The organism is Streptomyces sp. NPDC058985, from assembly GCF_042740985.1.
Taxonomy (GTDB): Bacteria; Actinomycetota; Actinomycetes; order Streptomycetales; family Streptomycetaceae; genus Streptomyces.
Genome location: NZ_JBHYJX010000007.1, coordinates 47276 through 68474 on the forward strand (window position 1 = coordinate 47276; position 21199 = coordinate 68474).

Sequence of the window (21199 nt, forward strand, 5' to 3'; positions counted from 1 at the left end):
TGCCCGGTCCGCTGGCACGACCGTACGGACCGGGCCGGGCTCCCCATGAGCGCTCAGTCCTCTTCTCGTACGTACTTGTCGATATTCTTGGACAGGCGACCGGCCGTCTTAGCAGCCTCCCGCCACTTGTCACCGGTCAGCGAGTCGTAAGGCGGGTCCTTCAACTCCCGGAAGAGTTCGAACGCGTCCCACGCGGACCGCACCGACTCGAAGAGGACCTTCTCGGGCTCTTCCGCGGCGGTGACCGGCGTGATCAAGTCCTCCTTGAGGACGCGTTCGCGGAGCCAGTCGTTGTTGTACGACGGTGTGTTCGCTTTCGCGTCGTCGGGCAGTTCGTTGCCCTCGGGGTCGAGCCGTGGGAAGGGACGGTCCTCGCGAGACGCCCGGACCGTGGCCATGAGCTGCTGAATCCCCCACTCGCTCTGCATCATGCGGCCGATCACCACGGCTGGCTGCCCTCGGTAGCGGGCGGAGCCGCGGTCGACGCCCAGCCCGCCCAGAGCCAGGAGGGGAACCACGCCACGGGCGGCGACCTCGTGGCAGTGGGAGCCCGGACTGCCGTCGTGGACCTCCGCCAGCGCTTTCTCTTCCAGTTCGCCCAGGCTCTTGTGGTCGGGACGCGGCACGACGTCCCAGTCGGTACCCGAGTCCGCCCACAGGGCGTGCACAGCAGCGTTCCGGGCGCGTTCGAGGTAGGGGCCGTCGTAGCCGGAGAAGGAGCGCAGCGCCAGTTCGATCGTCGGGCGGGAGCGGTTCTTGGCTGAGAATGCCTTGGCACCGAGCGTCTCGTTCAGGATCCTACGACGAGCGGGGTCGGGCGAGGTCATGAGCCGGATGAGCCAGGCGCAGCGTTCGTCACGATGCCGACTGAGCCCCAGAGCTGCCGCGACGCGCGTCAGATCCTCGCGGCCGAGCGCGTAGACGAGCTCGGTGGAGCTGATCATCCCGTAGTCCGCCAGCGTGTTCACCGCGCGTTCCGCGAGCAGGGTGCCCTGAGCCTCGGCGGAGAAGGACTTCGGCTCGATGTTCTGCGCGCCCAGGGCCAGGTTCAGCGTGCTCGCGTACGTCGGATCGACGCCCTGGGGACGTCCCGCGATGCGCTCGTCCCAGCCCCAGCCGACGATCAGGTCGGCCTCGGCTGTCACGGCGTTCACCTGGCTCTCCATGGCCAGCAGCCGTTGGTGGTCCGGCTCGTCGGTGGTCACGAGGGCGCTGACGTCGGTGTTCAGTCCCTTCAGGAAGCGGGTGAGCCACTTGCGCTGTGCCTCGGGAGTGACCGCGACGATCTCCGACTCAGTGAGGCCGAGGACCCGATGTGCCGAGGCGGTACGGGACGTACCGTCCACGACACCGACAGCGGGGCGCGGTGGAGCGTCGGTGAAGCGGTACTCCACGTGCCCCGCGAGCAGCGGCATCAGAATCCCGTTGAGCCGGATGTCGGCTTCCCAGGAGTTCTCCCGGCGTACGAAGTCCGCGTTCTCGTCCAGCGCGGTGGCGACGGCCTGCCGGGTACCACGGTAAACGAGTGAGGGGATGGTGCCGGAGGAGTCCGGCGCCGCGAGGGCGACCTTGGTCGTCGTTCCCGCGGAGACCCTCGGGTCGGACAGGTATGTCTGACCGACGACGAACCGGCCGTTCGTCGCGTCGACGAGGAGCAGAGGCGTCCACACGGTGACCCGCAGGAGGTGCAGGACGCGTCCGCCGCGCACACGCTGCGACCGTATCTGGGTGGGGCGGATCGCCCTCGGGTCGACCGCGACGCTGAGCAACTCGGTCGCCGACTCGACGGTGTGCGTCGTACCGCTCGGATGCTCCACGATGCGTTCGGCCGCGGAACGGATCGACCTCAGGTCGCGAACTTGCAGGTCACGTAGTCGGTCGGCGAGAACACCGACGCGGCTGTTGTATTCGTCTTCGGGCAGGTCGTAGGAGGTGTCGACGTCACTCATACGTGGATGGCCTTCCGCTTGACCCCCGGCGGGCGGGGAGGCAGAGTGGGTGTAATGCCGACCCCAGGAGGGGTCGGAAGTGGGGCCAGGCCATCCGCCGGACGACGGACGCCTGGCCTTCGCGCTTTCTCAGTGAGGCCCCGGCCTGATGGCGGGCGTGTGCGGCGTCCCGCAGGCCCCGCAGGTCAGCACGGTGCCCTTGCTGCCCTTCAGAGCCTGCTCCCAGTTGGCGCACGTGCCGCCCATCGCGGCGTTGTACGCTCCAGCCGCGATGTCGGCCGCCCACAGCGCGTGCTCATCGCTACCGGGGGCGTGGTCCACCCGCATCGTGGACGGCAGTATGCCGGAGCGCCGCAGCCCTGCCAGCGAGGCCACGTCGGCCCGGTCGCGGTCCGGCCCCCGCGACTCGAACAGGGCCTGCCGCACCGAGCGGCGGGCCAGGTCCAGCAGCAGAGTCTCCAGCGCCTTACGGCGGGCGCGTTCCTGCTTGTCGTGGCTCATGCCGCACCAAGTGGCGATGACGATGTCGGCCCGCAGCGAGGCCAAGCCGTCCGCGGCCAGCGCTCGGCGGGCCGCGGACTCGTCACGCCAGTGCAGCTTCTTGCGCTGTCCGGGCAGCCGCAGTCCCGTCATCCGTTCACGTACGGCGGCCAGTTCGCCCTGGGGCACGATCACCGAGGACAGCAGGTAGACACCGGAGGTGGGGGTGTCACGACGCATGGATTCGTCGCACAGCGCGACGGTTCCCGTCTCCGGCTCGTCCGGAACGGTGTACGGATGGGCGGCATTCATGTCAGGTCTCCTCGGAGCCATTCGGCTCTACGCAGGAGGCCGGCCGCGAGGGCTTGTCTTCCTGCACTCCGTCGCGTGAGGGCGCTCGGCGCTCGCGCGTTCCAGTGGGTGGACCGGTTCGTCATGCGCCTACGACAAGCTCGACAGGAGCGGTTCCTGGTGGAACCGGCCAGCCGGGCGTGAAGGAGAGGAGGTCTGACCGTGCGGCTGCCTGAGGCTCCGGCGGTGGGACGTCTTCCCGCGTACGAGGTTGTCGATCCGTGGTGCTGTGCTGTTGTGGTCAATTACCGTACTGGCAGGCGCGCTTGCCTGACAAGTGCGATCGCCGAGAGTCTGGCGGCTCGTCAGGTGACGGAGCATCAAGTGTCAAGTGACTCTGTTCGCAGGCGACATGACACGTCAGGCGGCCGATAGGCGACGCCCGCTGGTCACGGGGAGTTGCGGCGCTTGCGAGTGGCATAGGCGGCCGGGGTAGGCCCGTATACCACTTCCGGTGGTGGCATGCGAACAACTTCTGTTATTCGGCGCATACTGCTGAAAGCAGACGGTCGTTGGGGTTACTGTCAGTTTCGTGTTCGCTGCAGAACGTCGCCAATTGATCCTCGAAATGGTGCGCGCGAACGGGGCCGTGTCGCTCCGTGAGCTCGCCCGCGTCGTCCAGACCTCCGAAGTGACCGTACGGCGGGACGTGCGCGCACTGGAGGCAGAAGGACTCCTCGACCGCCGGCACGGCGGTGCGGTACTGCCGGGCGGTTTCACGCGAGAGTCCGGCTTCCCGCAGAAGTCCCATCTCGCGACCGCCGAGAAGACGGCCATCGCCGATCTCGCCGCGGGCTTCGTCGAAGAGGGCGAGGCCATCGTGGTGGGTGCCGGGACGACCACGCAGGAGCTGGCCCGCCGGCTCGCGCGGGTGCCCGGGCTGACCGTCGTCACCAACTCGCTGCTGGTGGCCCAGGCCCTCGCGCACGCCAACCGGGTCGAGGTCGTGATGACCGGCGGCACGCTCCGCGGGTCCAACTACGCCCTGGTCGGGTCGGGTGCCGAGCAGTCCCTCCAAGGGCTGCGGGTCTCCAAGGCATTCCTGTCCGGGAGCGGACTGACCGCCGAACGGGGGCTGTCCACCTCCAACATGCTGTCGGCGTCCGTCGACCGCGCCCTGGTGCAGGCTGCCGCCGAGGTCGTCGTCCTCGCCGACCACTCCAAGCTGGGCACGGACACCATGTTCCAGACCGTGCCCACGGACCTCATCACCCGCCTGGTCACCGACGAGGCGCCGCCTCACGACGACCGTGCCGCCACCGAGCTGCAGGCCCTTGCCGACCAAGGGGTGCAGATCGCCGTGGCGGGGGCGTCGGGCGGTGCGGCGTCCGGCCCGGGGGGCACCGGGGCCCCGGGGGGTGATGCCGTCCCGGCACGTCAGCAGCGCCGCGACGTGCCGCTTCCGGGGCCGCGCCGACAGGTTCCGGGCGCGGCGGCGGGGCTCCGCTCGGCGACCGCCCTGGGCGAACAGCCGGCCGGGCCGGAACGGGCGCGCGTCGCCGACATGCGCCGACGCTAGCCGTCGTACGGCCCCGGCATCCGCTGTACGTCCCCGGTCGCCGGCAGCCGCCGAACGGTCCCGGAAGCCGTCGTACAGCCTCCGGCAGCCGGCGTACGGTCCCGGTCGCGCCCCCGAGAACGGCGGGGGCGCCCGGCGGACCGGTTGCTTCGGTCCGCCGGGCGCCCCGGATGTCTTCTGCGGGTGCCTCAGTCCTTGATCTCGCAGATCGCCGCGCCGGAGGTCACGGAGGCTCCGATCTCGGCGCCCAGGCCCTTGATGGTGCCGGACTTGTGGGCGTTGAGGGGCTGCTCCATCTTCATCGCCTCCAGTACGACGATCAGGTCGCCCTCCTGGACCTCCTGGCCCTCCTCGACGGCGATCTTGACGATGGTGCCCTGCATCGGGGAGGCGAGGGTGTCGCCCGAGGCCGCGGGGCCGGACTTCTTCGCCGCGCGGCGCTTGGGACGGGCGCCGGCCGCCAGTCCGGTGCGGGCCAGGGACATGCCCAGGCTGGAGGGCAGGGAGACCTCCAGGCGCTTGCCGCCGACCTCGACGACGACCGTCTCGCGGCCCGACTCCTCGTCCGCCTCGGTGTCGGCGGGCGCGTTGAAGGGCTTGATGTCGTTGACGAACTCCGTCTCGATCCACCGGGTGTGGACCGTGAAGGGGGCGCTGGAGCCGGTCAGCTCCGGTGCGAACGCCGCGTCACGCACGACCGTGCGGTGGAACGGGATGGCCGTGGCCATGCCCTCCACGGTGAACTCGTCCAGGGCGCGGGCGGCGCGCTGGAGGGCCTCCTTGCGGGTGCGGCCGGTCACGATGAGCTTGGCCAGCAGGGAGTCCCACGCCGGGCCGATCACGCTGCCGGACTCGACGCCGGCGTCCAGGCGGACGCCGGGGCCGGTGGGCGCGTCGAAGAGGGTGACGGTGCCGGGGGCGGGCAGGAAGCCGCGGCCCGGGTCCTCGCCGTTGATGCGGAACTCGAAGGAGTGGCCGCGCAGCTCCGGGTCGTCGTAGCCGAGCTTCTCGCCGTCGGCGATGCGGAACATCTCGCGGACCAGGTCGATGCCGGCGACCTCCTCGGTGACCGGGTGCTCGACCTGCAGGCGGGTGTTGACCTCCAGGAAGGAGATCGTGCCGTCCATGCCGACGAGGAACTCGACGGTCCCGGCGCCGACGTAGCCGGCCTCCTTCAGAATCGCCTTGGAGGCCGAGTACAGCTCGTCCATCTGCGCCTGGGACAGGAACGGGGCGGGGGCTTCCTCGACCAGCTTCTGGTGGCGGCGCTGCAGCGAGCAGTCACGGGTGGAGACGACGACCACGTTGCCGTGCTGGTCGGCCAGGCACTGGGTCTCCACGTGGCGGGGCTTGTCGAGGTAGCGCTCGACGAAGCACTCGCCGCGGCCGAACGCGGCCACCGCCTCACGGACGGCGGAGTCGTACAGCTCGGGGACCTCGTCCAGGGTGCGGGCGACCTTCAGGCCGCGTCCGCCACCGCCGAAGGCCGCCTTGATCGCGATCGGCAGGCCGTGCTCCTCGGCGAAGGCGACGACCTCGTCCGCGCCGGAGACCGGGTCGGGGGTGCCCGCGACCAGCGGGGCGCCCGCGCGCTGCGCGATGTGCCGGGCCGCGACCTTGTCGCCCAGGTCACGGATGGCGTGCGGGGGCGGACCGATCCAGATCAGCTCCGCGTCCAGGACCGCCTGGGCGAACTCGGCGTTCTCGGAAAGGAATCCGTAGCCGGGGTGGATGGCGTCCGCGCCCGACTCCCGCGCGGCCTTGAGGACCTTGTCGATGTCCAGATAGCTGGTGCCGGGGGTGTCACCACCCAGGGCGAACGCCTCATCAGCGGCACGGACGTGCAGAGCGTCCCGGTCCGGGTCCGCGTAGACGGCCACGCTCGCGATCCCCGCGTCCCGGCAGGCCCGGGCCACACGGACAGCGATTTCGCCACGATTGGCGATGAGCACCTTGCGCACGATTGAGGCTCCCTCCTTGAAACAAGCCGATTTTAGGGACTGCCGACACGGCACTACGACCCGTCCCCAATGGTGAGCTTGCCCACACGGAGCGTGATTCGAGGCTCGCTCGACCCGCGAAAGCCCGTGCAGTACCGCGGTACGCAGGACTCATGGGGCAAACCCTAGCCCTCCCGTGTGGTCAAGGTCTCTGTAAGAGCGTGCTGCGGGCCACTCCGTTTCTTTGTCGAGTCCCTACTAATGGCCCAATGATTCTTTGCTCGCGGCAGACCTCTTGTCGCGAGGTTTACCCGTTAGTAGCGTTCGGGTCGTCTCGAACGTACTTGGGGTAACAGCTGTCCCGTGCGACAGCGGTCGAAAGTGGGTGGGGACCGGTGTCAGTGCGCAGGCCGGTGGCGTGGATCGTGGCGATCGTGCTCTTCCTGGAGGCGGTCGGCGTCGCGGCGCTGAACTGGTTCCTGGGGATCGTCGTCGACCGGCAGGACATGTCCCTGGCCGGTCTCGATCCGGACGCGATGTCCGTGTCGTCGAAGATCGGCGGAGTGGTCTTCGGGCTCTACTTCGCGCTGTGCGGGCTGGTTGCCCTGCTGGTGGCGCTCCGCGACCGCGCCCCGGCCGGGCTCGGCCGGATCCTGCTGATCAGCGCGGCCGTGGTGCACGGGCTGCTCGGGGCCTTCACCTGGGGACTGGTGGGTCCCGGCGCCTTCGTCTTCATGATCGTCGTACTCGGTCTCATCGTGCTGCTGCTGATGACCTACGACGCCCACGAGCGGCCCGCGCCCGCGGCGCGCCCCGAGGACGGCGCGGGCGACGACGGTACGCCGGTCAGCCCGCCGCCGGCGCCCACAACTCCGTGATGCCGGTCCCCAGCTCGGCGAGCAGCCGCCGCAGCAGGGGCAGGCTGAGGCCGATCACGTTGCCGTGGTCCCCGTCGATGCCGTCGATGAACGGGGCCGAGCGGCCGTCCAGGGTGAACGCCCCGGCGACGTACAGCGGCTCTCCGGAGGCCACGTAGGCCGCGATCTCCTCGTCGGTCGGCTCGCCGAAGCGGACGACGGTGGAGGCGGTGGCCGAGACGTGCCGCCCGGAGGCGGTGTCCCAGACGCAGTGGCCGGTCTGCAGCGTGCCCGCCCGGCCGCGCATCGCCTTCCAGCGGGCGGTCGCCTCCTCGGCGTCCGCCGGCTTGCCGAGGGCCTGGCCGTCCAGGTCGAGCACCGAGTCGCACCCGATCACCAGGGCACCGTGCACCTCGGGCTTCGCGGCCACGACGGAGGCCTTGGCCTCGGCCAGGGCGAGGGCCAGCTCGGCGGGGGTGGGGGCGGTGACGGCGTCCTCGTCGACCCCGCTCACGAGTACCTCGGGAGCCAGGCCGGCCTGGCGGAGCAGGCCCAGTCGGGCCGGGGACTGGGAGGCGAGGACGAGGCGGCGGCGCGGCTGCTGGTCGGTCATGGGACCAGGGTATCGGCGGCGCGGGGATCGCCGGCGGCTCAGTGCAGGCCGGCGACCAGCATCGCGAGCACCATCGCCAGCGCCAGGAAGACGCCCAGCCGCCGCAGCCTGTGCTGCATGTCGCGCAGTTCCTCGGGCGGCTCGTTCTTCGGGTCGGACCACAGCATGGCACCAGCGTGCGGCTTGGGCGGGGGGCGGCGCTTGAGTACGGGTACCTAGATCGGGGCGCGGGGTTCCGCTGCCGTGCGCGGTTCCTCGCGCCCCTGGGCGTTCGCCCTCAGGCCGGCCAGTAGGTGCGGCCCCATGTCGCCGGGCCCGGCTGGGGCAGCCGGTGGGCGGCGATGCGGGCGGGGTCGGACCACGCGTCCCTGCCGCCCGGCGCGCCCGTGGGCTCCGATTCCGCCGCCGCCGCGCGAGCCCTGACCACCGCCAGCGCCGCGGCGAGTTCCTCCGGGGTCGGGTTGCCCCGTACGACCTTGATCACAACGGCTCCTTACCGGGGTCAGAGGGGGATGTTGCCGTGCTTCTTCGGCGGCAGGGACTCGCGCTTGGTGCGCAGTTGGCGCAGGCCGCGGACGATGTGGCGGCGGGTGTCGGACGGCATGATCACCGCGTCGACGTAGCCGCGTTCGGCCGCCGTGTAGGGGTTGAGGAGGGCGTCCTCGTACTCCTGGATCAGACGGGCGCGGGTGGCCTCGGCGTCGTCACCGGCCTCGGTGATCGTGCGGCGGTGCAGGATGTTGACCGCGCCCTGGGCACCCATGACGGCGATCTGGGCGGTCGGCCAGGCCAGGTTGAGGTCGGCGCCCAGGTGCTTGGAGCCCATGACGTCGTAGGCGCCGCCGAAGGCCTTGCGGGTGATGACCGTGATCAGGGGCACGGTGGCCTCGGCGTAGGCGTAGATCAGCTTGGCGCCGCGGCGGATGATGCCGTCGTGCTCCTGGTCGACGCCGGGCAGGAAGCCGGGGACGTCCACGAAGGTGATCACGGGGACGTTGAAGGCGTCGCAGGTGCGCACGAAGCGGGCCGCCTTCTCGGACGCGGTGATGTCCAGGCAGCCGGCGAACTGCATCGGCTGGTTGGCGACGATGCCGACCGGGCGGCCCTCGACCCGGCCGAAGCCGGTCAGGATGTTCGGCGCGAACATCGCCTGGGTCTCGAAGAACTCCGCGTCGTCCAGCACGTGCTCGATGACCGTGTGCATGTCGTACGGCTGGTTCGCCGAGTCCGGGACGATCACGTCCAGCTCGGCGTCCTCGTCGGTGACCGCGAGGTCGGCCTCCTCGGGGAACGCGGGCGGCTCGGAGAGGTTGTTGGACGGCAGGTACGACAGCAGCTGCTTGACGTACTCGATGGCGTCCTTCTCGTCGCCGGCCATGTGGTGCGCCACGCCCGAGTTGGTGTTGTGGGTGCGGGCGCCGCCCAGTTCCTCGAAGCCGACGTCCTCGCCGGTGACGGTCTTGATGACGTCGGGTCCGGTGATGAACATGTGCGAGGTCTGGTCGACCATGACCGTGAAGTCGGTGATCGCCGGGGAGTAGACCGCGCCGCCCGCGCAGGGGCCCACGACCAGGCTGATCTGCGGGATCACGCCGGAGGCGTGGGTGTTGCGGCGGAAGATCTCGCCGTAGGCGCCGAGCGAGGCCACGCCCTCCTGGATGCGGGCGCCGCCGGAGTCGTTGATGCCGATGACCGGGCAGCCGGTCTTCAGCGCGAAGTCCATGACCTTGACGATCTTCTGGCCGTAGACCTCGCCCAGGGCGCCGCCGAAGACGGTGAAGTCCTGGGAGAACACGGCGACGGGGCGGCCGTCGACGGTGCCGTAGCCGGTGACGACGCCGTCGCCGTAGGGGCGGTTGGCGTCCAGGCCGAAGTTGGTGGAGCGGTGCCGGGCGAACTCGTCCAGCTCGACGAAGGAGTCCTCGTCGAGCAGGAGCTCGATACGCTCACGGGCCGTCAGCTTGCCCTTGGCGTGCTGCTTCTCCACGGCACGTGAGGAACCGGCGTGCGTCGCCTCCTCGATACGGCGCGTCAGATCCGCGAGCTTGCCCGCGGTCGTGTGGATGTCGGGCTGCTGCTCTTCCGGCTCGGACATCGGGATGCGGCTCCCTGCCTGCTCAAAAGGGGGGACGGTTACTCATTCGTAGAGTAGTAGGGGGTCTTCCGTTCGGCAGTGCGGTGTTTCCCACACCTAGGGTGGGTTGCATGACGCCGCGCGATGCCTCTGGCTCCCCGAACAACCGCTGGTCCGACCTGGACCGGCCGCCCCTCAACGGCACGGCGCTGCGCCGGGCGCTGGTGCGGCAGGGAGGGCTGTGGCAGCAGGTGGACGTGGTGCAGCGGACCGGCTCCACCAACTCCGACCTCGTGGCCCGCGCCGCCGAGGAGGAGCTGGGAGAGGGGGCCGTCCTGGTCGCCGAGGAGCAGACCGCCGCGCGGGGCCGCCTGGACCGGCAGTGGACGGCACCGCCCCGCTCCGGGCTCTTCTTCTCCGTGCTGCTGCGCCCCACCGAGGTGCCGGTGGCCCGCTGGGGCTGGCTGCCGCTGCTGACCGGCGTGGCGGTGGCGACCGGACTCTCCCGGGTGGCGGGCGTCGACACGGCTCTTAAGTGGCCCAACGACCTGCTGGTGACCGTCGGCGAGGAGGAGCGCAAGGCCGGCGGCATCCTCGCCGAGCGGGCCGGCGACGGGGTCGTCATCGGCGTCGGCCTCAACGTCAGCCTGAGGGCCGACGAGCTGCCGGTCCCGCAGGCCGGCTCGCTGACGCTGGCCGGCGCCGCGAACACCGACCGGGATCCGCTGCTGCGGGGCGTGCTGCGGTCGCTGGAGGACTGGTACGGGCGGTGGCGGTCGGCGGAGGGCGACCCGGTGGCCAGCGGGCTCCAGGAGACCTACGCGGCGGGCTGCGCCACGCTCGGACGCGTGGTCCGGGCCGAGCTGCCGGGTGACCGGTCCCTGGTCGGGGAGGCGGTGGCCGTGGACGGGGACGGGCGGCTGGTGCTGGCCACGGGCGCGGGGGTGCAGGAGCCGGTGGGGGCCGGCGACATCGTGCACCTGAGGCCGGCGTGAGCGGGGCTCGGCGCGAGGCCGGGCGGGGCGGGCGCGGTCCGGTGCGGGGTCGGGCGCGCGGGCGTACGCGAGGGTCGGGCGGGGGCGCGGGAGGCCGTGGGGGCCTCGTGCGCCTGCCTTTGGTGTGCGCCCGGTTCGGGGGCACGCTGGGGACGCGCATGGTCCGGTGCGAGGCCGGGCGGGTCGGGGACGGTCCGGTGCGGGGTCGGGCGCGCGGGTGTACGGAGCGCCGGCTTGCTGGGCGGGGGAGCGGGAGCCGGTGGGGGGCATCGTGCACCTGCCTTTGGTGTGCGTCCGGTTCAGGGGCGCGCTGGGGGCGCGCATGGTCCGGTGCGGGTTCGGGCTTCCGCCGCGCGGGAGCGCGGCGCCCACTGGACGAGGGCCGGGGACGCGGGAGCCCGTGGGGGCGGGGGACCGCCTGCGGCCGCGGGTGGCGTGCGTGCGGTTCGGGGCGCAGGCTCGGGCGAGCGGGGTTCGGTGCGGGCTCCGGCCTGTGGCTGTACGGAGAGGGGCGTGTGCCGAGTGGGAGAACGGTGGCGTTCGTGCGGGAACCGGGGTGCGGGACGGGCCCGGGGACGGCGGGCCCGGAGTGCGGCCGCACGGCAGTGAGCTGGGGCACACCTGACGTAAAGTTGTGGCCGGTCGATATCTGACCGCGGCAGATCGGAAGGGCAGCAGGCTTGAGCGTCGACGACACGGGCCCCGGCGCGGACGGGGACGGCCGGGTGGACCCCGAGCCCGCCCCGGACTCCGCCGACTCCGGCGAGGACCCGCTCGCGCTGCGCCTGGAGGGGCTCATCCTGGGCGCCGAGCGCCGCTACACCCCCTTCCAGGCCGCCCGGAGCGCGGGCGTCTCCATGGAGCTGGCGTCCCGTTTCTGGCGGGCCATGGGCTTCGCCGACATAGGCCAGGCCAGGGCGCTCACCGAGGCCGACGTCCTCGCCCTGCGGCGGCTGGCCGGTCTGGTGGAGGCGGGCCTGCTCAGCGAGGCGATGGCCGTGCAGGTGGCCCGGTCCACCGGGCAGACCACCGCCCGGTTGGCCGAGTGGCAGATCGACTCCTTCCTGGAGGGCCTGACCGAGCCGCCCGAGCCCGGCATGACGCGCACCGAGGTGACGTACCCGATCGTCGAGCTGCTCCTGCCCGAGCTGCAGGAGTTCCTCGTCTACGTCTGGCGCCGTCAGCTCGCCGCCTCGGCGGGCCGGGTCGTGCAGGCCGCCGACGACGAGGAGATGGTGGACCGGCGGCTCGCGGTCGGCTTCGCCGACCTGGTCGGCTTCACCCGGCTGACCCGCCGGATGGAGGAGGAGGAACTCGGCGAGCTGGTCGAGGCCTTCGAGACCACCGCCGCCGACCTGGTCGCCGCGCGCGGCGGGCGGCTGATCAAGACCCTCGGCGACGAGGTGCTCTACGCCGCCGACGACGCCGGAACGGCCGCCGAGATCGCGCTGCTCCTCGTCGAGACGATGGCGAACGACGAGACCATGCCGGAACTGCGCGTCGGCATAGCCTTCGGCACGGTCACCACCCGGATGGGCGACGTCTTCGGTTCGACCGTGAACCTGGCCTCCCGGCTGACCTCGATAGCTCCCCGTGACGCGGTCCTCGTCGACGCCGCGCTCGCGGAGGAGCTGATCCGCACGCAGGACGCGCCGGCCTCGGAGGCGGTCGCGGCCGAAGAGGCCGCCGCCGCGGAGAAGGCGGGCGAGGACCCGCCGTCGTACCGCTTCGCGCTCCAGCCGATGTGGCAGCGCCCGGTGCGCGGTCTCGGCGTGGTCGAGCCCTGGCTGCTCACCCGCCGGGGCGACGACGGCGACGAGGGTTAGGGCCAGTGCCGGGCCCGCCCGGCGGATCAGGTCGCAGGAAGGCGCGGCCGTCAGTCGCCGCCGCGCAGGTCCACGCAGAGGCCGATGACCGGCACGCAGAGCCCCGGATCGTGAGGTTCCGGGGCGGGTGCCGACGGTGTGCCGCGCTCCGGGGGCGGTGTGGGGCGCGGGGCGTCGGAGCGCGGGGGCCGTGGGGCGTGGGTGGAGCCCGGCGGCCGTGGGGTGTGCGGTGCGGCCGTGGCGCCGGCGTCGGCGCGGTCTTCGGGCGGGTTCGGAGCGTCGGGGACGGTCGTCGTACCGGAGGCCGATGACGAGGCCGATGACGAGGCCGCGGGGTGGGGCGTGGACGGGGCCGGTACCGGGCCGCCCGCCGGGGATCCGCTCAGGCCGCCCATGGCGGACGTCGCCGAGGGGCTCACGCCGGACGGACCGGCGGTGCGGGCGGTGCCCGGTGTCCCCGCCCGGTCCGTCGCGGTCTCCCCGCCCCCGCGCGGGTCCACGCGCGGCGCGGCCTCGGCGCCGTGGCCAGCCGCGTCGCCGCCCGGCCCGGGCAGCAGGCGTACGAGGCTCAGGGCGCCGGCCGCGAAGGCCAGGCCGCCCGCGGTCAGCAGCACCTTGCGGGGCCGCGGCCGGCGGTGCCGGCCCCGGCGGCCCCAAGGGTGCGCCCGTCCTGTCGGTGTGCCGGTCGTCGTCATGATCCCTCCCCGGTGCCACGGGCCCCCGCCGCACCGTGGCGGGGCGACGCTACGGGCTGCCGGCGGCCCCGGTACGACGGTCGGCCGGATGTCACTCGAACGGGTGGGCGGCGTGGCGCGGGGGCCGGGCGGGTCCGGCCTTCCGTCGCGCGGGCATGCCTGCGATGATCGGACGGTCGGCTGTTAACACGCGTTAACCGGAGGGTGTCATGAGCGAGGAGCGGTTCGGAGATTTCGTCCTGGTGCGGCGGCACGGGGACGGGCATGTCGCGGAGCTCGCGCTCGACCGGCCGAAGGCCATGAACGCCGTATCGACCGCGATGGCCCGCTCCGTCGCCGAGGCGTGCGCGGCGCTCGCCGAGGACCGCGGCGTGCGGGCGGTGGTGCTGACCTCGACCCACGAGCGGGCGTTCTGCGTCGGCGCCGACCTGAAGGAGCGCAACTCCTTCTCGGACGCCGACCTGCTGCGCCAGCGGCCGGTGACGCGGGGCGCGTACACCTCGGTGCTGGAGCTGCCGGTGCCGACGATCGCGGCCGTGCACGGCTTCGCGCTGGGCGGCGGCTTCGAGCTGGCGCTCTCCTGCGACGTGATCGTGGCCGACCCCACGGCGGTCGTGGGGCTGCCCGAGGTGTCCGTCGGGGTCATCCCGGGCGGCGGCGGGACGCAGCTGCTGCCGCGCCGGGTGGGGGCGGCGCGCGCCGCCGAGCTGGTGTTCACGGCGCGCCGGGTGGAGGCCGCGGAGGCGCGCGAGCTGGGGCTGGTGGACCAGCTGGTGGACGAGGGGCGGGACCGGGAGGAGGCGCTGGAGCTGGCGTCCCGGATGGCCGCGAACTCGCCCGTGGGGCTGCGGGCGGCCAAGCGGGCGCTGCGGCTCGGTCACGGACTGGACCTGCGGGCGGGGCTCGAGGTCGAGGACGCGGCGTGGCGCGCGGTGGCGTTCTCGGGTGACCGTGCGGAGGGAGTGGCGGCGTTCAACGAGAAGCGGGCGCCGCGGTGGCCGGGAGAGTAGCTCGACGTGTCGTATGCGACCCCGTTCGCCCTGCTTGAGTCACTTTTCTGACTGAATCTCCCTAGCCTGGAGTGATGGGTGAGGACAGACGGCTGGCGGCGGTGGTGGCACTGGCGCAGGGCATGGCCGCCGCGCACAGCTCCCGCGAGGCGTGGCGGGCGGCGGCGGCCGGTGCGTGTCTGGCGCTGGGCGGCAGCTTCGCCGCGCTGTCGGTGTGGGAGCGCGAGCTGGGCCGGCTTCGCGTGCTGGTGAACGTGGGCAGGCGGGCCGAGGACGAGGAGGAGTTCCCGGAGGACGAGTCCTACCCGGTGCACCAGTTCGCGGAGATCACCGAGTTCCTGCACGAGCGCTGGGCCGGCGGTGGGGAGCCCGACGCCTGGGTGGAGACGGCCGAGGGGCCCGCCGCCGGGCGGCCGGGGTACGTCCACCAGCGGGTCGCCGCCCTGCGCCGCCGGGGGCGCGGCTGCTGCGTCGTCGCGCCGATCGTGCTGCACGGCCGGGCCTGGGGCGAGCTGTACGTGGCCCGCCCGGTGGGCGACCAGGTCTTCGCGCGGCCCGACGCCGACTTCGCCACCGTGCTGGCCTCGGTGGTGGCCGCCGGGATCGCGCAGGCGGAGCGTCTCGAGGAGGTCCGGCGCCTCGCGTACACCGACGCGCTCACCGGGCTCGCCAACCGCCGTGCCGTGGACGCGGCGCTGGACGAGGCCGTCGAGCGGCACCGCGGGGACGACGTGGTCGTCAGCCTCGTCGTCTGCGATCTGAACGGCCTCAAGCGGGTGAACGACACGCACGGGCACGCCGTCGGGGACCGGCTCCTGGAGCGGTTCGGGTCGGTGCTGTCGCTGTGCGGGGCGATGCTGCCGGGGGCGCTGGCCGCGCGGCTGGGCGGGGACGAGTTCTGCCTGCTCGCGGTCGGGCCGCCCGCCGACGAGGTGGTCAAGGCCGCCGAGGAGCTGTGCCGCCGGGCGGCCGAGCTGGAGCTGGGCGACGGGGTGGCCTGCGGGGTCGCGTCCACGCAGGACGAGGTCGGGCCGGTGCGCTCCGCCCGCCGGCTGTTCCGGCTCGCCGACGCCGCCCAGTACCGCGCGAAGGCCGAGCGCTCGGCCGGCCCGGTCGTCGCGGGCCGTGAGGGACCCGACGACCCCGTCGTACGGCTAGCCGACGAACCGTCCCGGGAGGAGGGCGGGGAGCGCCGGCGGTTCCGGGGGCGGCACTCGCCGTAGGGCCGGGTCCGCCGCGGCGCGGAGTCGGGTCGGTAAGGGGTGAAAGCGGTGCCCGATGGTGACGTACCCCCTCGTGACATCAAGGAATTCACTGCGTACGCTCCTGAATATGGATATGCACACTGTGGTGGTGGGGACGTCGGGGGTCACCGCGTCCGACGTTCTCGCCGTGGCGCGCGCCGGCGCCCGGGTCGAGCTCTCCGACGAGGCGGTGGCCGCCCTGGCCGCGGCCCGCGACATCGTGGACGCGCTGGCCGCCAAGCCGGAACCCGTGTACGGGGTGAGCACCGGCTTCGGTGCCCTGGCGACCCGGCACATCAGCCCGGAGCTGCGGGGCCGGCTCCAGCGCAACATCGTCCGCTCGCACGCCGCCGGGATGGGCCCGCGGGTGGAGCGCGAGGTGGTCCGCGCGCTGATGTTCCTGCGGCTGAAGACCGTCTGCTCCGGCCGCACCGGCGTCCGCCCCGAGGTGGCGCGGACCATGGCCGACGTGCTGAACGCCGGGATCACCCCGGTCGTGCACGAGTACGGCTCCCTGGGCTGCTCCGGCGACCTCGCGCCGCTGTCGCACTGCGCGCTGACCCTGATGGGCGAGGGGGACGCCGAGGGCCCCGACGGCACCGTGCGCCCGGCCGGTGAGCTGCTCGCCGAGCACGGGATCACGCCGGTCGAGCTGCGCGAGAAGGAGGGCCTCGCCCTCCTCAACGGCACCGACGGCATGCTCGGCATGCTGGTCATGGCCCTCGCCGACCTCGACACCCTCTACAAGTCCGCCGACGTCACCGCCGCGCTGACCATGGAAGCCCTGCTCGGCACCGACAAGGTGCTCGCCCCCGAACTGCACGCCATCCGCCCGCACCCCGGGCAGGCCGCCAGCGCCGCCAACATGCTCGCCGTGCTCGACGGCTCGGGCCTGACCGGCCACCACCAGGACGACGCCCCCCGCGTCCAGGACGCCTACTCGGTGCGGTGCGCCCCGCAGGTCGCCGGTGCCGGACGCGACACCATGGCCCACGCGGGGCTGGTCGCCGAGCGCGAGCTGGCGTCGGCCGTGGACAACCCCGTGGTGCTGCCCGACGGACGGGTGGAGTCCAACGGCAACTTCCACGGCGCCCCCGTCGCCTACGTCCTGGACTTCCTCGCCGTGGCCGTCGCCGACCTCGGGTCCATCGCCGAGCGGCGCACCGACCGGCTGCTCGACAAGAACCGCAGCCACGGCCTGCCGCCCTTCCTCGCCGACGACGCGGGCGTCGACTCCGGGCTGATGATCGCCCAGTACACGCAGGCGGCCCTGGTCGGCGAGTTGAAGCGGCTCGCCGTACCGGCCTCGGCGGACTCGATCCCGTCCTCCGCGATGCAGGAGGACCACGTCTCCATGGGCTGGTCGGCGGCGCGCAAGCTGCGCACGGCCGTCGACAACCTGGCCCGCGTGATCGCCGTCGAGCTGTACGCCGCCACCCGCGCGATCCAGCTCCGCGAGGGCCTGACCCCGGCCCCGGCCTCGCGGGCCGTCATCGACGCCGTACGGGCCGCCGGTGTCGAGGGGCCCGGACCGGACCGCCACCTGGCGCCGGACCTCGCCGCGGCGGACGCCTTCGTGCGGGCCGGGCACCTGGTCGCGGCGGCGGAGACGGTGACCGGACCGCTGCGCTGACGCCGACGCGTGAGGGGCCCCGTCCGGGCTTCAGTTCTCGTGGACGAGGCCCCTCACGCGTCTCCCGACGGAGTCGCAACCTCTCAGAACTCGAGGCGTTCCCGGCGCACCGAGTACCCGACGAAGCCGGCGCCGAGCCCGAGGCACAGGGCGCCGCCGATGACGTACGGGGTGCTGTCGAAGCTGCCGGTGTCGGCCAGGCGGGTCGTGCCCCCGTCGGTGGCCGTGGTGGCCGCCGTGTCCGTGGACGCGACTCTGGCCTGTGCGGTGACCTGCGGAGACGGGGTCGCGGCCGCGGACTCGAACGCGGGTGTCTCGGGTGTCGCGTTCGCCGACGGGACGAACCACAGGGCGCACAGGAGGCCCCCCGCGGCGGCGGCGGTCAGCAACGGACGGCGAGCGGATGACACGGAATATCGATCCCCTTGTGGCGCTGGCGAATTGGCCGTGTGGGCAGATGTTAGTGAAAGGCGCGGGTCACGGGAAAGTCACGGGAGCGGTCGGCCTTACGCTCCGGGCATGACTACTCCAGAGACATCCCGGTTCATCCGCATTCGCGTCGAGCTTGTCGTCGAGATCGACGACGAGGAGGCCCTCACCGGGGCCGCGCTGCAGAGCCTCGCCGACGACGCGGACCTGCCCGAAGCGGAACGCGCCCGGTCCGAACGTGCCGTGACGGAGGACACCGCCGAGGCCCTGGCCCACCTCGTCGACCCCTTCGACCTGGTCGGGGCGGTCCCCGGGGTCGAACTCCAGCAGGCCTCCTGGAGCAGTGAGCAGATCGACTACGACCCCGACTCGCCCGAGTGGGACCTGCACGAGGACGATGACGACGAGAACGCCCCGGAGGGCGACGAGAACGCCCCGGAGGACGACGAAGTGAGGGTCGGCTGACGCCGCGTGGGGAAATTCGTGACCCCGGGTGGCAACCACCACCCGGGGTTTCGTCGTCTCAATGTGCGCACTGACCGACCCCGCGCCCCGCCCCGACGGGTAAACGTGGCGTGACCCACACCCGCGAGCGATGTGGAACGGGACGAACCGGTCGTAGCGTTGAAAGTTATTGACGGGGTATCTCGGGGTTTCGGGAATCGGCAACGATGGAGAAGCGTGTGATGACGGACGGTAAGCGGCGCAAGGGCCTGGCGGCCGCGTCCGCACTGCTCGGCGGTGTGCTGGTGCTCTCTGCATGTTCCAGCGGCGACGCCGACACCTCCGGTGGGGACGGGAAGACCTCGCAGGCCGAGGTGGACGAGGCAGCGGCCAAGAAGACGTCCGAGGCCCAGATCAAGATCACCCCGAAGGGCGGCTCGGACGGCGCCTCCATCAACAACGGCACCGGCGTCACCGTGAGCAAGGGCACGCTCACGGAGGTGAAGATGACCGCCTCCGACGGCACCGCCGTCGAGGGCGAGATATCCGCCGACAAGACCAGCTGGAAGCCCAGCGGTCAGCTGGAGCGGGCCACCAAGTACCAGATCACGGCGACCGCGGAGGACTCCGACGGCCGCGCCGCCCATGAGAACGCGTCGTTCACCACGGTCTCCCCGGAGAACAGCTTCATCGGCACCTTCACGCCGGACGACGGCAAGACCGTCGGCGTCGGGATGCCCGTGTCGATCAACTTCGACAAGGAGATCACCGACAAGGCCGCCGTCCAGAAGGGCATCACGGTCAACACCAGCAGCGGCCAGGAGGTCGCCTGCCACTGGTTCAGCACCCAGCGCATGGACTGCCGCCCCGAGAAGTACTGGACGGAGAACTCGACCGTCACCCTCAAGCTGGCGCTCGACGGGGTCGAGGGCGCCGACGGCGTCTACGGCGTGCAGCAGAAGACGGTCACCTTCAAGATCGGCCGCAACCAGGTCTCGTACGTCGACGCCAAGACCAAGCAGATGAAGGTCACGCAGGACGGCAAGACGGTCAAGACCATCCCGATCTCCGCCGGTTCGCCCGACAACAAGACCTACGAGGGCGAGATGGTGATCTCCGAGAAGTTCAAGGAGACCCGGATGGACGGCTCGACCGTCGGCTTCACCGACGACGACGGCAAGGGCGAGTACGACATCAAGGACGTGCCCCACGCCATGCGGCTGAGCACCTCCGGCACCTTCATCCACGGCAACTACTGGGGCAAGGGCATCTTCGGCCAGGCCAACACCAGCCACGGCTGCGTGGGCCTGGAGGACGCCAAGGGCGCCAACGACCCGAACACGCCGGGCTCGTGGTTCTTCGACAACTCGATCATCGGTGACGTGGTCGTCGTCCAGAACACCGGCGACAAGACCATCGCCCCGGACAACGGCCTCAACGGCTGGAACATGGACTGGGCCCAGTGGAAGGCCGGTTCGGCGGTCTGACGCCGAAGTCCCCACGGCCAGGCAGTACTTCGCACCCGGCGCCCGCCACTCCCCGCACGGGGGTGGCGGGCGCCGGGCGTTCGGCGCGGCTTCTCATCGTTCTCTTACGCCGGCCTTATCCCTTCATCACGGGGCGTCCCTACTTTGCGGCCATGTTCTTCACCTACCTGAGGCGCGAGCTGCGCCGCCGCAGAAAGGCGGCCCTCGTCGTCGCCTCCGGCCTGGCGCTGGGCATCGCGCTGGTCATCGTCGTCGACTCCGTCTCCTCCGGCATGGGCCGGGCCCAGGACAAGGTCCTGCAGTCCCTGTACGGGCTGGGCACGGACATGACGGTCACCAAGGCCGCGGAGCCCTCCTCCGGAGCCGGGACCGGAGCCGAACGCCCCCGCTTCCGCTTCGACGCCCAGGAGAACGGCTCCGAGGAGGAGCAGAGCACCGACCGCGTCATGGTGCAGGGCTTCCAGACGCTGGCCGACTCGACCGTCGGCAAGGTCGCCGGCCAGAGCGGTGTCGCCGACGCGGTGGGCGGACTGAGCCTCCAGGTCGTCAAGGTCAGCGGAGAGTTCACCCGCGGCCAGTTCCAGCAGGAGGGCGGCTCCGGCGGCCAGGGCGAGGGGCAAGGGCAGGGCGGCGGTCCGGGCGGCGGGCAGTCCCCGCAGGGCCGGGTCCAGGGCGGCGGCGCCGACTTCGACGTCAACAGCTACTCCGTCTACGGCACCGACGTCACGCAGCCCGCCCTCGGCCCGCTGACCTCCTCCACCATCACCAGCGGCCGCACCTTCAAGGAGTCGGAGACCAACGCCGCGGTCGCCGTCGCCGACTCCGCCTACGCCAAGGAGAAGAAGCTCGAGACCGGCAGCACCGTCACCGTGAAGGGCGTGAAATTCGAGGTCGTCGGCATCGCCACCGCCGACAGCGGCGACGCCGCGGCCAACCTCTACGTACCGCTCCAGCAGGCGCAGACCCTGGGCGACGCCAAGGACAAGGTCACCACGATCTACGTCCAGGCGACCGACTCGCAGAAGATCGACGGCGTCAAGTCCGCCATCCAGAAGAACATCCCGGACACCACCGTCACCACCTCCGCCGACCTCGCCGACACCGTCTCCGGCTCCCTGTCCACGGCCTCCTCCCTCGCCGCCGGCGTCGGCAAGTGGCTGTCGATCGTGGTACTGGCCGCCGCCTTCCTCGTCGCCGGCCTGCTCACCTCCTCGGCGGTCTCCCGCCGGGTCCGCGAGTTCGGCACGCTCAAGGCGCTGGGCTGGCGCTCGGGCCGGGTCACCCGGCAGGTGATCGGCGAGGCCGTCGTCAACGGCCTGGTCGGCGGCGTCCTCGGCATCGCGCTGGGCCTCGCGGGCGCGTACGCCGTGACGGCCGTCAGCCCGACGCTCCAGGCCCAGCTCGGCGGCGGCATGGGCGGCGGCGGGGGCGCGGGCGGTCCCGGCGGCTTCGGCGGCGGCATGGGCGGTCCCGCCCGGCAGAGCGCCGCGAAGACCCTGGACATCGCGCTCACCGCACCCGTCAGCGTCACCACCATCGCCCTCGCGGTCGCCCTCGCCGTGGCGGGCGGCCTGGTCGCCGGTGGCTTCGGAGGCTGGCGCGCCTCCCGGCTGCGCCCGGCGGACGCGCTGCGCCGCGTCGAGTAGCTCCACC

The 21199-nt window shown here is 72.2% G+C and carries 19 protein-coding genes; 10 read left to right on the forward strand and 9 right to left on the reverse strand.

Features of this window, described 5'->3' with window-relative positions; genetic code table 11:
- Positions 1-53: 53 nt before the first annotated feature.
- Positions 54-1949: a hypothetical protein gene (locus tag ACFW01_RS08280; RefSeq protein ID WP_234955126.1), complete on the reverse strand. Its 1896-nt coding sequence runs from the start codon at positions 1947-1949 to the stop codon at positions 54-56.
- A gap of 129 nt (positions 1950-2078) precedes the next feature.
- Positions 2079-2741: a hypothetical protein gene (locus ACFW01_RS08285; protein WP_234955124.1), complete on the reverse strand. Its 663-nt coding sequence runs from the start codon at positions 2739-2741 to the stop codon at positions 2079-2081.
- Between the two features lie 571 nt (positions 2742-3312).
- On the opposite strand from ACFW01_RS08285, the gene ACFW01_RS08290 reads away from it, so the two are divergent.
- Complete coding sequence (locus tag ACFW01_RS08290) at positions 3313-4299, forward strand: DeoR/GlpR family DNA-binding transcription regulator (protein WP_384502660.1); 987 nt, start codon at positions 3313-3315, stop codon at positions 4297-4299.
- A gap of 188 nt (positions 4300-4487) precedes the next feature.
- On the opposite strand, the gene ACFW01_RS08295 is transcribed toward ACFW01_RS08290, so the two are convergent.
- On the reverse strand, positions 4488-6260 hold the full coding sequence (locus ACFW01_RS08295; protein ID WP_234955122.1) for a biotin carboxylase N-terminal domain-containing protein: 1773 nt from the start codon (positions 6258-6260) through the stop codon (positions 4488-4490).
- A gap of 374 nt (positions 6261-6634) precedes the next feature.
- Here ACFW01_RS08295 and ACFW01_RS08300 point away from each other — a divergent pair, with 374 nt between their 5' ends.
- The gene (locus ACFW01_RS08300) at positions 6635-7117 is read left to right on the forward strand and encodes a hypothetical protein (protein ID WP_234955120.1); all 483 of its coding nucleotides are present in this window, start codon (positions 6635-6637) and stop codon (positions 7115-7117) included.
- On the opposite strand, the gene ACFW01_RS08305 is transcribed toward ACFW01_RS08300, so the two are convergent.
- From ACFW01_RS08305 to ACFW01_RS08320, 4 genes are all read right to left on the reverse strand, one after another.
- Entirely contained in the window at positions 7086-7709 is a 624-nt protein-coding gene (locus ACFW01_RS08305; RefSeq protein WP_234955118.1) for a nucleoside triphosphate pyrophosphatase, read from the reverse strand. The two genes, ACFW01_RS08300 and ACFW01_RS08305, sit on opposite strands and share 32 nt — an antisense overlap.
- Before the next feature lie 38 nt (positions 7710-7747).
- Positions 7748-7876, reverse strand: coding sequence for a morphogenic membrane protein MmpB (mmpB, locus tag ACFW01_RS08310; RefSeq protein WP_272924142.1), 129 nt, complete (start codon positions 7874-7876; stop codon positions 7748-7750).
- Positions 7877-7986: 110 nt separating this feature from the next.
- Positions 7987-8193: an acyl-CoA carboxylase epsilon subunit gene (locus ACFW01_RS08315; RefSeq protein WP_234955117.1), complete on the reverse strand. Its 207-nt coding sequence runs from the start codon at positions 8191-8193 to the stop codon at positions 7987-7989.
- A gap of 18 nt (positions 8194-8211) precedes the next feature.
- Positions 8212-9804 (reverse strand): acyl-CoA carboxylase subunit beta, encoded by a 1593-nt coding sequence (locus ACFW01_RS08320; RefSeq protein ID WP_234955115.1) that lies wholly within the window; start codon positions 9802-9804, stop codon positions 8212-8214.
- Positions 9805-9914: 110 nt separating this feature from the next.
- On the opposite strand from ACFW01_RS08320, the gene ACFW01_RS08325 reads away from it, so the two are divergent.
- Both ACFW01_RS08325 and ACFW01_RS08330 read left to right on the forward strand, forming a co-directional pair.
- Positions 9915-10778 (forward strand): biotin--[acetyl-CoA-carboxylase] ligase, encoded by an 864-nt coding sequence (locus ACFW01_RS08325; RefSeq protein ID WP_234955113.1) that lies wholly within the window; start codon positions 9915-9917, stop codon positions 10776-10778.
- A 680-nt stretch (positions 10779-11458) separates the two neighbouring features.
- Complete coding sequence (locus tag ACFW01_RS08330; protein ID WP_234955111.1) at positions 11459-12604, forward strand: adenylate/guanylate cyclase domain-containing protein; 1146 nt, start codon at positions 11459-11461, stop codon at positions 12602-12604.
- A gap of 50 nt (positions 12605-12654) precedes the next feature.
- Here the strand turns inward: ACFW01_RS08330 and ACFW01_RS08335 are convergent, their stop codons facing one another.
- Positions 12655-13299: a hypothetical protein gene (locus tag ACFW01_RS08335; protein WP_234955109.1), complete on the reverse strand. Its 645-nt coding sequence runs from the start codon at positions 13297-13299 to the stop codon at positions 12655-12657.
- Positions 13300-13508: 209 nt separating this feature from the next.
- Here ACFW01_RS08335 and ACFW01_RS08340 point away from each other — a divergent pair, with 209 nt between their 5' ends.
- The 3 genes from ACFW01_RS08340 to hutH all read left to right on the forward strand — a co-directional run bounded on the left by ACFW01_RS08340 (position 13509) and on the right by hutH (position 17186).
- Positions 13509-14309, forward strand: a complete 801-nt coding sequence (locus tag ACFW01_RS08340) for an enoyl-CoA hydratase/isomerase family protein (RefSeq protein ID WP_234955107.1) — start codon at positions 13509-13511, stop codon at positions 14307-14309.
- Positions 14310-14383: 74 nt separating this feature from the next.
- The gene (locus ACFW01_RS08345) at positions 14384-15532 is read left to right on the forward strand and encodes a sensor domain-containing diguanylate cyclase (RefSeq protein WP_234955105.1); all 1149 of its coding nucleotides are present in this window, start codon (positions 14384-14386) and stop codon (positions 15530-15532) included.
- 115 nt (positions 15533-15647) lie between these two features.
- Complete coding sequence (gene hutH, locus ACFW01_RS08350; RefSeq protein ID WP_234955430.1) at positions 15648-17186, forward strand: histidine ammonia-lyase; 1539 nt, start codon at positions 15648-15650, stop codon at positions 17184-17186.
- Between the two features lie 83 nt (positions 17187-17269).
- On the opposite strand, the gene ACFW01_RS08355 is transcribed toward hutH, so the two are convergent.
- Positions 17270-17596, reverse strand: a complete 327-nt coding sequence (locus ACFW01_RS08355; protein WP_234955103.1) for an LPXTG cell wall anchor domain-containing protein — start codon at positions 17594-17596, stop codon at positions 17270-17272.
- A 109-nt stretch (positions 17597-17705) separates the two neighbouring features.
- On the opposite strand from ACFW01_RS08355, the gene ACFW01_RS08360 reads away from it, so the two are divergent.
- The 3 genes from ACFW01_RS08360 to ACFW01_RS08370 all read left to right on the forward strand — a co-directional run bounded on the left by ACFW01_RS08360 (position 17706) and on the right by ACFW01_RS08370 (position 21192).
- A complete protein-coding gene (locus ACFW01_RS08360) occupies positions 17706-18080 on the forward strand; it encodes a hypothetical protein (RefSeq protein ID WP_234955101.1) in 375 nt (124 codons plus the stop codon).
- Positions 18081-18301: 221 nt separating this feature from the next.
- A complete protein-coding gene (locus ACFW01_RS08365; protein ID WP_234955099.1) occupies positions 18302-19546 on the forward strand; it encodes an Ig-like domain-containing protein in 1245 nt (414 codons plus the stop codon).
- A 152-nt stretch (positions 19547-19698) separates the two neighbouring features.
- Positions 19699-21192, forward strand: coding sequence for an ABC transporter permease (locus ACFW01_RS08370; protein WP_384502661.1), 1494 nt, complete (start codon positions 19699-19701; stop codon positions 21190-21192).
- The last annotated feature ends 7 nt before the right edge of the window (positions 21193-21199 follow it).